Origin of the sequence: Paraburkholderia sp. BR10882, assembly GCF_040948855.1 — a bacterium.
In the GTDB taxonomy this organism is placed as follows: domain Bacteria; phylum Pseudomonadota; class Gammaproteobacteria; order Burkholderiales; family Burkholderiaceae; genus Paraburkholderia; species Paraburkholderia nodosa_A.
In genome coordinates this window covers 114,623-128,645 of sequence record NZ_JBFPKP010000004.1, presented here as the reverse complement: position 1 = coordinate 128,645, position 14,023 = coordinate 114,623, and the positions used below count along the sequence as shown (strand labels likewise).

Genomic DNA, 14,023 nt, shown 5'->3' with positions numbered 1-14,023 from the left:
AGGAGATTTGCATGCAGGACAATGTCATCGCGCTCGTCACCGGCGCCAATCAGGGAATCGGTCTGCAGATCGCGAAGGATCTCGCGTTACACGGCCTCACGGTGCTCGTCGGGTCGCGCAATTTCGAACGCGGTGAGGCCGCGGCCAGGGAGATTGGGCCGAACGCGCGTGCGCTCCAGCTCGACGTGACGGATCAGGCTTCGATCGCCGCCGCCGCGCAGCGCATTCGCGACGAGCATGGCCGCCTCGACGTGCTCGTCAACAACGCCGCGATTTCGAGCACGAACCGGCAGCCCGGCCAGTCCGTGGAGGACTTCGCGAAGACCACCCGCCCGAGCAATGTCTCTTTCGACGAAATGCGCGCGGTGTGGGACACCAACGTGTTCGGCGTGCTGGCCGTTTATCAGGCGATGCTGCCGCTCCTGCGCAAATCGATGGCCGCCTGCATCCTCAACGTCTCGAGTGGTGTGGGATCGCTCACGACAAACTCGGACCCTGCGTTCCCGTGGCGCTCGATCTTCGGTCCGGTGTACCCCGCGTCCAAGACGGCGCTCAACGCATTGACCGTTGCCATGGCGATCGAACTGGAACCGGAGGGCATCAGGGTCAACGCCGTTTCGCCGGGCTACACGCGCACGAACCTGAACGGCTTCACCGGCACGGAGACCGTCGAGGAAGGTGCCCGCGAAGCGGTACGCGTCATTCTGCTGGGTCCGAACGGCCCGTCGGGGACATTCACCCGCTGGGAAAATCAGACGATTCCGTGGTGAACGAGGGGCCGCCGCTGAAGCACCCTCATTAAAAGCGACGCGGCCGATCTAGCCCAGACTGCAGCGCACCGCAAGATTCCCTAATTTTGTTGTTGCGCCGTGTCGACACGAAGCGCCGCTATTTTTGTCGGCTAGATGAATGTCACACAGCTTGAGTAATCTGGCTATGCGCCTGCACACGGAATAGCCCCCGTCAGGTGCCCCCCTCGGCCGCGTCCCTGTATGCGGCTTTTTTTATGCACTGCAAACATTTGAGGCGGCTTTCAAAAGGCACACCACTTTCTTGCGGGCAGCATGGCGCATGAAAAGGGGTACTATGAAAGTGCTGTCGAACGCCAGGCCTCGCCGCGCCTGAGCGTGTAACGTCTCCTTACCATGGGGGCCCGCCATGATCCAGTATCACTCCACTCCCGATTCGCCCGTCGTCGAAATCACCGTCGAAGGCAAAATCACCGACCACGATTTGCGCGAAGCCATCGAGCGCATGCGTGGCGATCTTGAACTGAACGGGAAAACCCGTGTGCTCGAACGCATCGAGCATTTCAGCGGTATCGAGCCAAAGGCGCTGTGGACCGACATGACGCTAGGCGTGTCCGTCGCCCGCAAGGTCACGCGCGCCGCGGTGGTGGCCGATGCGGCCTGGATTCGCGCCTCGATGCATTTGGCGCGATTCTTTACCAAGGCTGAAATCAAGGCGTTCCACGTCAACGAGCTGGAACAGGCGCGTGCCTGGATCAACGCGTGAACGTCGCCTGCAACCGCACGCTTCGGACGGTGGGCGGCGAGGAGCCGCCCACTGTTCCCCAACGTCGGATTGACTGATTTCGCAGTCACGATGCGTTTCGCCTTCATGGCAGCAGGCAGCGCCGTATCGAGGACGGCGTGGACACAATTTATTCCGGCAGATCGACGAAGGGTCGCCAAGTACTCGCCGCCAAGCCCCTGCGCGTAGCGCCTATCGACAGAACCGCAAAATCGCATCGGCAACGTCCTTTGGCGCTTCGCGCTGCGGGAAGTGGCCTACGCCATCGAGTACCTTCCTCTCATACCGTCCAACGAACAACGACTCCCGCCCGCTGGAACTATCGGGATGGTTGCAGGTGTCCGCGCCGCCGTGCAGCACCAACGTTGCGACCGACAGCCTCGGCGCGGGATTCAGACGCGCCTCATCCTCGGCATAGGCAGGGTCGCCGTCGACAAAGCCCCAACGGTGCCGGTAGCTATGAAGCACGACCTCTGCCCAATCGTCGCCCTCGAATGCCTGCGCCGCTTCGTCGAAGTCGGCCGGCGCATACCAGCCAGCCGGCGCCCAGGTATCCCACATCTGCCGGGCGAAAGCCTCACGTTCGTCCCGCACCACGCGAGCGCCTCGCGGCGTGGCCATGAACCAGTGGTACCAGTAATTGCGCACCTGCTGCAGGGTCAGAATCTGGTTCGGATCATTGGTACCGTATCCCACCGATAGCATCACCAGATGAGAAGCCACGCCGTCACGCAGGCCGCACGCATTCGCGACCGCGCGTGCGCCCCAATCATGGCCGACCAATACCGGCTGCTCAACGCCCAGCACGGCGAGAAAATCCAGAAGATCGCGGCCCAGCGCGGACAACTGGCCGCTGCGCGGCGTGGCCGTATCGCGAAAGCGGGTGGGCGCGAAGCCCCGCAGCGCCGGCGCGAGCACGCGGTAACCCGCATCGGCCAGAATGGGCGCGACGTTCTTCCAGGACTGGGGGCTGTCCGGCCAGCCGTGCACCAGCACCGCTGTGCGCGCCCCCTGCGGGTTCCATTCGAGCCAGGCGATGTCGAGCCGCCCGGTGGCGGCATGCTGGTAGGTGTTCATCGTGTTCCTCGTGCAAACAGGGAAGTCCCACGATAGCTCGACGCCTCGTGCCGATTGGTGAATAATCACTAATCATTGGTGATTTTTCGCGTTGAATGATCTGATGGACATTCTGCCCACTGCCGACGGTGTTCCGCTCGATACCGTGTTGCTGCGCACCTTTTTCGAAGTCGTGGACCGCGGCAGCTTTGCCACGGCCGCCGAGCGTCTGGCGCTGACCCCTTCGGCCGTGAGCGGACATATCAAGCGCCTCGAACAGATCGTCGGTGTCGGCCTACTGACACGCACGACTCGCCACCTGGAATTGACGCAAGCCGGCGACACCTTGTACGCCTACGGCCGAAACATCCTGGATCTGGAACGCGAAGTCCGCGCGAAACTACGCGGTACGCCGCTGCGCGGGCTGCTGCGAGTCGGTGCATCGGAAGATTTCGCGGGCGCCTGGCTGCCCCAGGTGTTGCAGCGTTTTCGCCGCCAGCATCCCGAAGCGACAATCGACCTGAGAGTCGGCATCACGGCCGATCTGTTGCGTCAGCAGGAGCGCGGCCGTCTGGATCTCGTGTTCGGCAAGCAATGCAGCCGTGTCGGCAAAGGCGGCACGCTGCTGTGGGAAGAGCCGCTAGTCTGGGCCTACGCGGAAGATGCAGATCTGGATCTCGACCAGCCGTTGCCGCTGGCCGTTTTCCCCGATCCCTGCATTTATCGCGAGTCGGCGATCACCGCACTGAACAAAGCCGGTCGAGCGTGGCGCCTGGTGTTCGAGAGCAGCAGCATGGCGGGCTGCCTGTCGGCGGCGAGATCGGGTTTCGCAGTGACGGTCATCGCCGATAGTCAGCGAGTCGATGGCTTGCGCTTGCTGGGTCGCAAGGAAGGACTGCCCGCGTTGCCAGTTGCGCGTTTCTACGCGTTTCCTCGTACCGACTCGCCGGCCTGCGCGGCTTTGATCGATGCTGCATGCCGCGCAGGCCAGCAGGGCCGCTTCAGCCCACGCGCACTTCGCGGGTGATCAGTCGAGCCCGCCCTGGCACAAATACTTGATGCTCAGGTAGTCGTCGAGGCCGTACTTCGAGCCTTCGCGCCCATAGCCAGACTCCTTTACGCCGCCAAAAGGCGCCGCCTCGCTGGCCACGGCGCCTTCATTGATGCCAACGATGCCGGCTTCCAGTTTTCGCGCCACGCGATCGATCCGGCGCACGTCGTTGGTGTAGAAGTAAGCCGCGAGACCGAAAGGCGTGTCGTTTGCGATCCTGATGACCTCATCCTCGTCCGTGAAGCGGAACAGCGGCGCGACCGGGCCGAACGTTTCCTCGCAGCACAGCACCATTGCGTCGGTCGCGTCGGCGAGCACGGTGGGCGCGTAATAGTTCGGCCCCAGTTCGGCGAGCCGCTTGCCGCCCGTTAGTGCGCGCGCGCCATTCGCCACGGCATCCTCGACGTGCTTCGCGATCTTCTCGATCGCACGCTCGTTGATCATCGGACCGATCTGCGCCTTCGGGTCCGTTGCGGGTCCCACGTGAAGCGCTGCGACGCGCTTCGCCAGCAGATCGCCAAATCGTTCGTACACCGATTCATGCACGTAGATGCGGTTGGGGCACACGCAGGTCTGCCCGCCGTTGCGGAACTTGGCCGCCATCAAGCCGTTGACGGCTGCCTCGAGGTCGGCGTCCTCGAACACGATAAACGGCGCGTTGCCGCCCAGTTCCAGCGAGAGCTTCTTGAGCGTGGCTGCCGATTCGCGCGCCAGATGCTTGCCCACCGCGGTCGAGCCTGTGAAGGTGATCTTGCGCACGCGGTCGTCGGCGAGCCAGTCGGCAACAGCGGCGATCCCTTCGTCCCGCGCGGCCGAGATCATGTTGAGCACGCCGTCGGGCAAGCCCGCTTCCTGCGCGAGCGCGGCCAGTGCGAGCGCCGTAAGTGGCGTGTCCTCGGCGGGCTTCGCCACGACTGTGCAGCCTGCAGCGAGCGCCGGTGCGATCTTGCGCGCGATCATTGCGAGCGGGAAATTCCACGGCGTGATCGCGGCGACCACGCCAATCGGCTCCTTGATCGCGCTCATGCGCTTGCCGCGCTGTGTCTGCGGAATGATGTCGCCGTAGACCTTGGTCGCCTCTTCGGCAAACCATGCGACGTACGACGCACCATACGCGACCTCGCCGCGCGCCTCCGCAAGCGGCTTGCCCTGCTCCATCGACATGAGGCGCGCGAGGTCCTCGGTGTTCTCGACAATGAGCGCGTGCCAACGGTTGAGCACGTGCGCCCGCTCGCGGGGCAGCCTGTCGCGCCAGGCGGGCAAGGCGCGGCTCGCCGCGTCCGTCGCCGCGCGGGCGTCGGCGGCGCTGCTGCTGGCCACCTGCGCGAGCGTGCCCTGCGTCGCCGGATTCGTCACGGCGTAACGGTTGCCTCCGGCGGCGGCGCTCCACTTGCCGTCGATGAAATTATCCTGTCGAAGCAGTTCGCCTCGCGTCAACTCCAAACTCACTGCGTGCTCCTTTCTACAAGGGATGTCGTGATCCGTTAAACCGTCGCGACTGGTGTGACCGGCGAACCGAACGCGCGCGGCATTAGCCCGCCGTGCGCACGTCCGCGAAATCGCGCGCGAGCTTGCGCGCCGCGTTCGCGAACATCAGGATGTCCACGCCCGTCGCGACAAACGTGCAGCCGAGCTCCAGGTAGTGACGCGCGAGCGCCGGGTCGGACGTGAGTGTGCCCGCCGCCTTGCCCGACGCGACGATCGTGCGGATCGCGTTGTCGATCGCCTGCTGCACTTCGGGATGCGTGGCCTTGCCGCGATGGCCCATCGAGGCCGCGAGATCGGCCGGTCCGATGAACACGCCGTCCACGCCGTCCACCGCGCAGATCGATTCGAGGTTGCCCAGCGCCGTCGCCGTTTCGGCTTGCACGAGCAGGCACACTTCGTGATCCGAAATATCTAGATAATCGGTCCGCAGACTCCAGCGCGACGCACGGCCCACGGCGCTGCCCACGCCGCGAATGCCATGCGGCGGATAGCGCACGGCGGCGACGAGCGCGCGTGCTTCTTCGGCGGTATCGACCATCGGCACGAGCAGGTTGCGCGCGCCGATATCGAGCAGCCGCTTGAGCAGCGCCGGATCGCCGTTCACGGGGCGAACGACCGGCTCGACCGGGTACGCCGCCACGGCCTGCAATTGCGCGAGGATCGTGCGCAGTTCGTTGGGTGCGTGCTCGCTGTCGATGAGGAGCCAGTCGAAACCGGCCGTCGCGCTCACTTCGGCGAGATACGGATCGGCCATGGAAAGCCAGAAGCCGACTTGCTTCCTGCGCGCGGCGAGCGCGGCTTTGAACGGATTAAGCCCTGACGTCTGCGGGTTCATGAATGCGTGTCTCCTGTGAGGGGTCGCCGAATTGAATGGGTTCCACCTTCCCGAGGAGGAACAGATAGTTGAGGATCGCTATGCCGATCAGCGCCGCCGAGAACAGCAGCGCGGCAACGAACGAGCCGGTCGCGCCGACGATGGCGCCCGTGACGATCGGGCCGACCACACCGCCGAGATTCGACACCGTGTTTTGCAGCCCCGCGATCATCGAAACCGCATTGGGCGGCGCGACGTCGCCGGGCAGCGCCCACACCTGCGAGGCCGCGACCGTGGTGCCGGACTTCGCGATGCACAGCAGCAGCACCGCCACGAGCGCCGAATGCGCGAACGCCGCGAAGCCGATGCTCGACGCCATCACGAGCCCGATCACGAGAAAGAGCTTGCGCGTTGCCGTGAGAGAAAGCTTGCCGCTCGCGAAGACGCGATCCGACGCCCAGCCCGCGAAAATCTCGACGACGATCGACACGAGCAGCGGCAACGAGGCCATCCAGCCCATTTGCAGCACGCTCATGCCGCGCTCCCTCATCAAATACGTGGGCAGCCACGTGATGAAGAAGTACGAGTTGTAATTGATCATGAAAAAGCCGATGCACATCGCCCACACGTTGCGGTGCGCAAGCAGCTTGCGCCACGGCGGACGCACGGGCGGCTGCGCGCTTTGCACGCCTTTATCGCTTTCGATGTGCGCGAGTTCCGCCGCATTCACGCGCCGATGATCGGCGGGTGAATCGGTAAAGCTCACTAGCCACACGACGAACCACACAACGCCGAGCAGGCCCGTGAGCACAAAGGTCATCTTCCAGTCGAACGCGGCCAGCATCCACGCGATCAGCGGCAAGGCAATCGCGCCGCCCAGCTTCGAGCCGCTGTCGAAGATGCCCGCGACGGTCGCGCGTTCCTTGCGCGGAAACCAGCGCGTGGCGATACCGGCGTTGCTCGGGTACGCACCCGCCTCGCCCACGCCCAGCGCCACGCGCAACGCGACGAGCGAGCGAAAGCCGCTCGCGAGGCCCGTCATCGCGGTTGCGAGCGACCACCAGAGCACCGCGAAACCCAGCACTTTCTTCTGGCCCAGGCGATCGGCGAGCAAGCCCGCGGGCAATTGCAACAGCGCATACGACCAGAAGAACGCCGACATGACGATGCCCATCTGCATCGCGTCGAGATGAAACTCCGACTGAATTTTCGGGGCTGCCGCCGAGAGCACCGTGCGATCGATATAGTTGATCGCGATGGCGGCCCACATGAGGCCCGCGACCCACCAGCGCATCTTCGATCGGCCATGCCGTTGTGCAGATTCGAGCATCTGCTGTCTCCCTTCCTGTTCTATTGATACCGATTCGAGGCGCGCAGTTACGCGCCTTCAGCTCACGATGCCCATGTGCCAGGGCACGAATTCGTTGTCGCCGAGTCCGAGCAGTTCGCTCTTCGTGCGCTCGCCGGAAGCCGCGCGAACGAGCAGATCGAAGATGTCCTGACCCATTTCCTCGATCGTGCGTTCGCCGTCGATCACGAGACCGCAATTGATGTCCATGTCCTCTTCGAGGCGCGTGAACATAGGCGTGTTGCTCGCGAGCTTGAGCGTCGGCGCGGGCTTCGAGCCGAACATGGAGCCGCGCCCCGTCGTGAAGCAGATCAGGTTCGCGCCGCTCGCGATCTGCCCCGTCACCGCGACGGGATCATAGCCGGGCGAGTCCATGAACACGAAACCCGCGCGATCGATCGGTTCTGCGTATTCGTACACGGCCTGCAGCGGCGTCGTGCCGCCCTTCATCGCGGAACCGAGCGACTTTTCGAAGATGTTGGCGAGACCGCCCTGCTGGTTGCCCGGCCCGACCACGCCGTTGAACTGACCATTCTGGCCGCGCGTATAGCGCTCCCACCACGCGAGCCGGTCGAGCAGTTTCTGGCCGACTTCGGGCGACACGGCGCGGCGGGTGAGCATGTATTCGACGCCATGAATCTCGGGCGTTTCGGACAGGATCGCGGTGCCGCCGTGCCGCACGAGCAGGTCCATCGCCGCGCCCAGCGCGGGATTCGCGGTGATGCCCGAGAAGCCGTCCGAGCCGCCGCATTCGAGACCGATCTTCAGATGGCTGACGGGCACCGGCGTACGGACGATGTCGTTTGCGGCAGGCAGCATGTCCTGCACGGCCTTGATGCCGGCTTCGATCGTCGCGCGCGTGCCGCCCGTGTCCTGCATCACCAGCGCGTGCACGGCCTTGCCCGTCTCCAACCCTTGCGAGTCGAGCAGATCGCCGACCTGGTTGCGCTCGCAACCCAGTCCGACGATGAGCACGCCGCCCAGGTTAGGATGACGCGCGTAGCCCGCAATGGTGCGGCGGAGCACGTCGAAGTGCTCGCTCGGCGAGGACATGCCGCAACCGCTGGTTTGCGCGAACGCGACCACGCCGTCGACATTGGGATAATCGCGCAGGCGTTCGGGCGTGAAGTAATCGGCGATATGGCGAATGACCGTGGCCGAACAATTGACCGACGCGATGATGCCGACGAAGTTGCGCGTGGCGACGCGGCCGTCGGGCCGCACGATGCCGTTGAACGTCGCGCGCTGCTCGGGCGCAACGTAATCGACTGGCTTTACGTCGAGACCGAAGCCTGGATCGCGGTCGAAATCGACGAGCGTGATGTTGTGCGTGTGAACGTGGTCGCCGGGCTCGATGTCGCGCGCGGCCACCCCGATCACGGTGTCGTACTTGCGGATGGGCTCGCCCGACGCAATGCGCCGCGCCGCCACCTTGTGGCCCGCGGCGACCTGCGCGCGCAGGCGAATCGCTTCGCCTTCGATCAGGACTTGATGCCCGATCGTCAGCGGCTCGCGCGCGATCAGGACGTTGTCGTTTGGGTTGAGCCGGATCAACGGCCCGCTATAGGACTTGTTGGACTGGAGCATTCGCCTGTCTCCGCTGACGATCCGGACGGCGCGCAGGGGCACCTGCTCCGGTCCCATGCGAGATGGTTGCTGGCGGCGCCGGGAAACGCGCTGCCTATCGTTGTGGAACAAAGTTACCGGTTAATGTAACCGGTAACATAGATGCCATCGTAGTACAGTTTTGGGATAATTGCCAACACCTTTTTGCAGTAGGAGCGCCCGCGCCCGTGACCAAGACCTCGACAGAATTCGCCCCGCCCGCCACCGGCACCGCGTCGCGGCGTGCCCGCAAGAACACCGGCCGGGTCACGCTCAGCGATCTGGCCCGTCTGACCGGGGTCACGAAGGTCACGGTTTCGCGCGCCCTCAACAACCCCGAGCTCGTTTCGGTCGAAACGTTGGAGCGCGTGCGCGAGGCCGTGCGGCAAACTGGCTACACGCCCGACCTGATCGCGGGCTCGCTCGCCTCGAATCGCAGCCACCTCGTCGTCGCGCTGATCCCGGCGATGGCGGGCAGCGTGTTCCAGGAAACCGTCGCGGCCCTGACCGCAGAGCTGGAGACGGCCGGCTATCAGTTGCTGCTCGGCCAGAGCGGCTACGACGAATCGCGCGAAGAGGCGCTGCTCGACGCCATCATCGGCCGGCGTCCGGCCGGCATCGTGCTCACCGGCGTGATCCACTCGGAGGCGTCGCGGCAGAAACTGCGCGCGGCCGGCATTCCCGTGGTCGAAACGTGGGACATCACGCGCTCGCCGCTCGACATGCTGATCGGTTTCTCGCACACGCGCGTGGGCGAAGCGGCTGCGCGCTACCTGCGTGAACGCGGCGCGCGGCATCCGGCCATCGTCACCCCGGGCGACCGCCGGGCGAAGCTGCGCGCCGACGCCTTCATCGAAGCCTTCGGCAGCGAGCACGAGATTCCCGTGGCCGCCGTGCCCTCACCCGCGCATCTCGGCGACGGACGACGCGCGTTCGCAAAGCTGCTCGACGACCATCCGCAGATCGACGCAATCTTCTGCGGCGCCGACATCATGGCGCTCGGCGTGCTCATGGAAGCCCATGCGCGCAAGCTCGACGTGCCGGGACGCCTCAGGGTGATTGGCTACGGCGACCAGAATTTCGCCGCCGACGCCGACCCGCCGCTCACGACGATTCGCATCGACGGCACGAAGATCGGCAAGCTGGCGGCGTCCATGCTGATCGAGAAAATCGAGACCGGCACGAGCAAGCGCGCGAAAGTGGACGTCGGTTTCACGCTGATCGAGCGCGGCTCGGCCTGAGATTCGTCGTCTCGCGATGACTACGCAAAAAGGCCTCGCAAACATCGCGAGGCCTTTTGCTTTTAGTGCCTGAAAGCGCGCTCAGAACTTCGTGCGGATACCCGTGAACACGTCGACCTGGCGATTCGTGGACGATGCGCCGCCCGCATAGGCGATCGCCGCGATCCGGCTGTAAGTCGAACCCACGCGCGTCGACGCGTCGCCGGCCGCGAGTTGATACGTGCCCGAAAGGTAGACGTCCGTGCGCTTCGAGAGCGCGTAATCCACGCCCAGCGTGAACTGATGCCACTTCGGCTTGAGCGTCGCGCCGCCCGTGCCCGGCAGACCGTTCGCGCGGCCGTCGGTGAACGTGTACACACCGATCAGCGTCGTGGCCGGCGTGAGCAGGTAGCGCAGGTTCGCGTCGTAGTTGTTGAACTTGCGCGTGGAACCGTCGTTGTAGTTGAGTTCGGTGTGGCTGAACGCAAAGCCCGCAATCGCGCTGCCGATCTTGTAGTTCGCGCCGGCCACCGCAATCTGCTGACGGGCTACGCCGCCGTCGAGCCCGTAGAAGAATCCGCCGCTGTAGTCGTCGCCGGTCGTGCTCGACGCGCCGCCGATCGCGCCGCTCGTGTTGGTCGTCGTGTTCGGATGATCGAGCAGCACGTAGCCGCCGCCGATCGAGAGCGGTCCGTTCACGTAATTCGCGGCGACGCCCCAGGCGCGATTGTTGCCGAAGCCTTGCCCGGCCGAGCCGCTCGCCTGGTTGCTGAACGCGTACATGCCGTCGACAGTGAAGCCCGCGATGGTGTCGCTGCGGAACTTCACCGCGTTGTTGATACGGAAGGTCTGGTTCAGGTTGTCGTTGTCGCCCACGTGCGTGGACGGCGACCACGTGCCCGGACCCGCGTATTGCGCAACGAGATCGGCCAGCGGTTCATACTGGCGGCCGAGCGTGAACGTGCCGATGCCGCTCTTCGCAATGCCTACGAACGCGCTGCGGCCGAACAAACGCCCGCCTTGCGCGGCCGTGCCGTCGCTGGGCTTGAAACCGCCTTCGAGCGTAAACACCGCGCTCAATCCACCGCCGAGATCCTCGTTGCCTTTCAGGCCCCACCGGCTGCCGCTCAGGCGGCCGCTCGTCAGCTGGAACGCCGAGCCGCCCTTGATGTTGTTGACGTAGCCAATACCGGCATCGACGAGACCATACAGCGTGACGGAACTCTGGGCCTGCGCCACAACGGGTGCGACGGACAAAAGCCCGGCCGCTGCGAAAAGTGCTTTTTTCATACAGGTGACCTGTCTGGTTTTAATATTTACAGGAGTACTACGCATTCCGGCTTGAAGGGAATTAGCGGGAATTTTTCCATCGACAAAACGAGGGCCGAACCGGTGGATTTACGGGGCGTTGCTGTACTCGCGCGCCTGCGGCTGCGTCGAGGCACCGTCGAGACGAATCGGCTCGACCTTGCCCAGCAGGAACAGATAGTTGATGATCGCCACGCCGATCAGCGCCGACGACACCACGAGCGCGGGCACGAATGAACCCGTCGCGCCGACGATCGCGCCCGTCACGATCGGGCCAACCACACCGCCGATGTTCGATACCGTGTTCTGGACGCCCGCAACCATCGACACGGCGTTGCGCGGTGCGACGTCAGCTGGGAGCGCCCAGACCTGCGAAGCCGCCACGGTCGTGCCCGACTTAGCAATGCATAAGAGCAGCACCGCAACGGCGGCCGTCGGCGAACGCGGCGAAACCAATGCTCGATGCCATCAGCAAGCCGATCACGAGAAAGAGCTTGCGCGTGGCGGTGAGCGAAAGCTTGCCCGAGGCAAACACGCGATCCGAGGCCCAGCCCGCGAAAATCTCCACCACGATCGAGGCGAGCAGCGGCAGCGACGCCATCCAGCCCATTTCCATCATCGTCATTCCACGCGCCTTCACGAGATACGTGGGCAGCCAGGTGATGAAGAAGTACGAGTTGTAGTTGATCATGAAGAAGCCGATACACATCGCCCAGATGTTGCGATGCGCGAGCAGCTTGCGCAGCGGCGGCCTCGCCGCCCGGTCGCTTTGCTCCGCCAGCAAATCGCTCTCGATGTGCGCGAGTTCCTCGGAATTGACCCGCTTGTGGTCACGCGGCGAATCGCTGAACGTGAACTGCCACACGACGTACCAGATCAGGCCGAGCAATCCAGTCAGCGCGAAGGTGATCTTCCAGTCGAACGCCGTGAGCATCGCGGCGATGAGCGGCAGCGCAATGGCGCCGCCGAGCTTCGAACCGCTGTCGAAAATGCCCGCGACCGTCGCGCGCTCGCTGCGCGGGAACCACTTCGACGCAATGCCCGCGTTGCTCGGATACGCGCCCGCCTCGCCCACGCCAAGCGCCACGCGCAACGCGACGAGCGATTTGAAACCGTTCGCCACGCCCGTGGCCGCCGTCGCCAGCGACCACCAGAGCACCGCGAAACCCAGTACTTTCTTCTGGCCCAAACGATCGGCGAGAAACCCCGCGGGCAATTGCAGCAGCGCGTATGACCAGAAGAACGCCGACATGACGACACCCATTTCGACCGCGCTCAAATGGAATTGCGACTGGATGCGCGGCGCCGCCGCCGACAACACCGTGCGGTCGATGTAGTTGATCGCGATCGCCGCCCACATGAGGCCGGCAACCCACCAGCGAATCCTGGAACGGCTCCGCGCGTTGGTGGCGAGATGCATCTCGTGTCTCCTGTTCTATTAATAATGGTCGCTTCCGGCCGCGCCGGGGTGAATCCCGGCTTTACCCGCCGCAATGTTACCGTTTACTGTAACCGGTAACATTGGGCGCAATCGTAGTATGCCCGCCGGAGAAATGCCAGCGTCTTTTCCTTGGGGTAATTGCGGATACCCGCCTTTCAATTCGCAAGGATTGCCTGCGTTGGCGAGTATGAAACGGCGGAGGACTGGCAAGCGGAACAGGTCGATTTGATATTCCCGCAGGCTCTCGTGCAGACAAGTTACGGACCTCGCGCCATCAACCCAGTATTCGGCGTGGATTTGTTCGTGTTACCAGTAGGAGTCTTAACTAAATTGACAGGCGTTCGCCGCGTGCAGCGAATCTGTCGATGCTTTCGGAGCCTGGCGCGCCCGACTTCTAAGCTATACACCGCCCCTGACACGTTCCCAACCGTGCCTCACAGCCGTCTTGAAGCGTTCCCATCCACTTTCCGGATATCGCGACTCCCAGTTCGCGCGCGCACTCGCTTCCACGCCCTGCCAGTCTGACCCGCGAAACCGCTCGTCGCGTCCGAGCGTGGCGCCGTGTGAGTAGGCACGTCGATACTCGTCGAATGACGCACCCGTGTTCGCGTAATGTGCGTCGTAGTCCTTTTTAAATTCGCTGTCGTACGGGTGTGGGTCGTCATGCTGGGCGCCGAGACCCGGGTCGCCCATGAAGCCCGTCATTGGACGCTGGGCGTTTGCCGCGGCGGCGTTGCCGTCGGGCGCTTGCGCGGCGTGAGGCTGCTTCTCCCCTGCCGGGGTCGGCCCTCGCCCTGCCGCGGCAGGAGCACCCGGGGAAGGCGCCGGCCGCGCCGCCGATGCGGCCCGCGTGTCGCCTGGCCACCCGTGTGTGACTTCCAGCGGCTTGGCGCGTTCGCCGATCACGCCGCCGCCTGGATGCGCTGTGTGTTCCGGACCTTGCGCCTTCGCAGAACCCGTACGCCACGCATTGGCGCGCTCCTCGATGTCAGCAGCGCCCATGCGGCTCATCGTTTCAATCGCCTGATCGACCTGTGATTCAGAAACATCGGCGCTGACTACCGTGCCACCGCGACGGATGAATTCCCTGTAATCCTCCGCATCGGGTGGATACGCTCCCTTCGTGAAGATGCGCGTGAACAACTGCTCCAGTCGATCG

General features: G+C 64.3%; 12 protein-coding genes. 4 read left to right on the top strand and 8 right to left on the bottom strand.

Features of this window, described 5'->3' with window-relative positions:
- Nucleotides 1-11 precede the first annotated feature (11 nt).
- Nucleotides 12-770, top strand: a complete 759-nt coding sequence (locus AB3X99_RS12850; protein ID WP_368602175.1) for an SDR family oxidoreductase — start codon at nt 12-14, stop codon at nt 768-770.
- 388 nt (nt 771-1,158) lie between these two features.
- Nucleotides 1,159-1,515 carry an STAS/SEC14 domain-containing protein gene (locus tag AB3X99_RS12845; RefSeq protein ID WP_342947269.1) on the top strand — a complete coding sequence of 119 codons (357 nt, stop codon included), beginning with the start codon at nt 1,159-1,161 and terminating at the stop codon, nt 1,513-1,515.
- Nucleotides 1,516-1,725: 210 nt separating this feature from the next.
- On the opposite strand, the gene AB3X99_RS12840 is transcribed toward AB3X99_RS12845, so the two are convergent.
- The gene (locus tag AB3X99_RS12840; RefSeq protein ID WP_368617122.1) at nt 1,726-2,610 is read right to left on the bottom strand and encodes an alpha/beta fold hydrolase; all 885 of its coding nucleotides are present in this window, start codon (nt 2,608-2,610) and stop codon (nt 1,726-1,728) included.
- Nucleotides 2,611-2,713: 103 nt separating this feature from the next.
- Between AB3X99_RS12840 and AB3X99_RS12835 the strand changes: the two genes are divergently transcribed.
- Nucleotides 2,714-3,616 (top strand): LysR substrate-binding domain-containing protein, encoded by a 903-nt coding sequence (locus AB3X99_RS12835; RefSeq protein WP_368617121.1) that lies wholly within the window; start codon nt 2,714-2,716, stop codon nt 3,614-3,616.
- On the opposite strand, the gene AB3X99_RS12830 is transcribed toward AB3X99_RS12835, so the two are convergent.
- The 4 genes from AB3X99_RS12830 to AB3X99_RS12815 all read right to left on the bottom strand — a co-directional run bounded on the left by AB3X99_RS12830 (nt 3,617) and on the right by AB3X99_RS12815 (nt 8,877).
- Nucleotides 3,617-5,089, bottom strand: a complete 1,473-nt coding sequence (locus AB3X99_RS12830) for an NAD-dependent succinate-semialdehyde dehydrogenase (protein ID WP_368617120.1) — start codon at nt 5,087-5,089, stop codon at nt 3,617-3,619. It abuts the gene before it with no gap.
- Between the two features lie 82 nt (nt 5,090-5,171).
- Nucleotides 5,172-5,963 carry a 4-hydroxy-2-oxoheptanedioate aldolase gene (gene hpaI / locus AB3X99_RS12825; RefSeq protein ID WP_368602172.1) on the bottom strand — a complete coding sequence of 264 codons (792 nt, stop codon included), beginning with the start codon at nt 5,961-5,963 and terminating at the stop codon, nt 5,172-5,174.
- Nucleotides 5,938-7,272, bottom strand: coding sequence for an MFS transporter (locus AB3X99_RS12820; RefSeq protein WP_368617119.1), 1,335 nt, complete (start codon nt 7,270-7,272; stop codon nt 5,938-5,940). The genes hpaI and AB3X99_RS12820 overlap by 26 nt, the downstream gene beginning before the upstream one ends.
- A gap of 57 nt (nt 7,273-7,329) precedes the next feature.
- Nucleotides 7,330-8,877, bottom strand: a complete 1,548-nt coding sequence (locus AB3X99_RS12815) for a UxaA family hydrolase (protein WP_368617118.1) — start codon at nt 8,875-8,877, stop codon at nt 7,330-7,332.
- 206 nt (nt 8,878-9,083) lie between these two features.
- Between AB3X99_RS12815 and AB3X99_RS12810 the strand changes: the two genes are divergently transcribed.
- On the top strand, nt 9,084-10,136 hold the full coding sequence (locus AB3X99_RS12810) for a LacI family DNA-binding transcriptional regulator (protein ID WP_342947262.1): 1,053 nt from the start codon (nt 9,084-9,086) through the stop codon (nt 10,134-10,136).
- Nucleotides 10,137-10,217: 81 nt separating this feature from the next.
- Here AB3X99_RS12810 and AB3X99_RS12805 read toward each other — a convergent pair whose 3' ends face one another.
- The 3 genes from AB3X99_RS12805 to AB3X99_RS12795 all read right to left on the bottom strand — a co-directional run bounded on the left by AB3X99_RS12805 (nt 10,218) and on the right by AB3X99_RS12795 (nt 12,843).
- Complete coding sequence (locus AB3X99_RS12805) at nt 10,218-11,405, bottom strand: porin (RefSeq protein ID WP_368617117.1); 1,188 nt, start codon at nt 11,403-11,405, stop codon at nt 10,218-10,220.
- Nucleotides 11,406-11,513: 108 nt separating this feature from the next.
- Nucleotides 11,514-11,753, bottom strand: a complete 240-nt coding sequence (locus tag AB3X99_RS12800; protein WP_368617116.1) for a hypothetical protein — start codon at nt 11,751-11,753, stop codon at nt 11,514-11,516.
- 67 nt (nt 11,754-11,820) lie between these two features.
- On the bottom strand, nt 11,821-12,843 hold the full coding sequence (locus tag AB3X99_RS12795; protein ID WP_368617115.1) for an MFS transporter: 1,023 nt from the start codon (nt 12,841-12,843) through the stop codon (nt 11,821-11,823).
- Between the last annotated feature and the right edge of the window lie 1,180 nt (nt 12,844-14,023).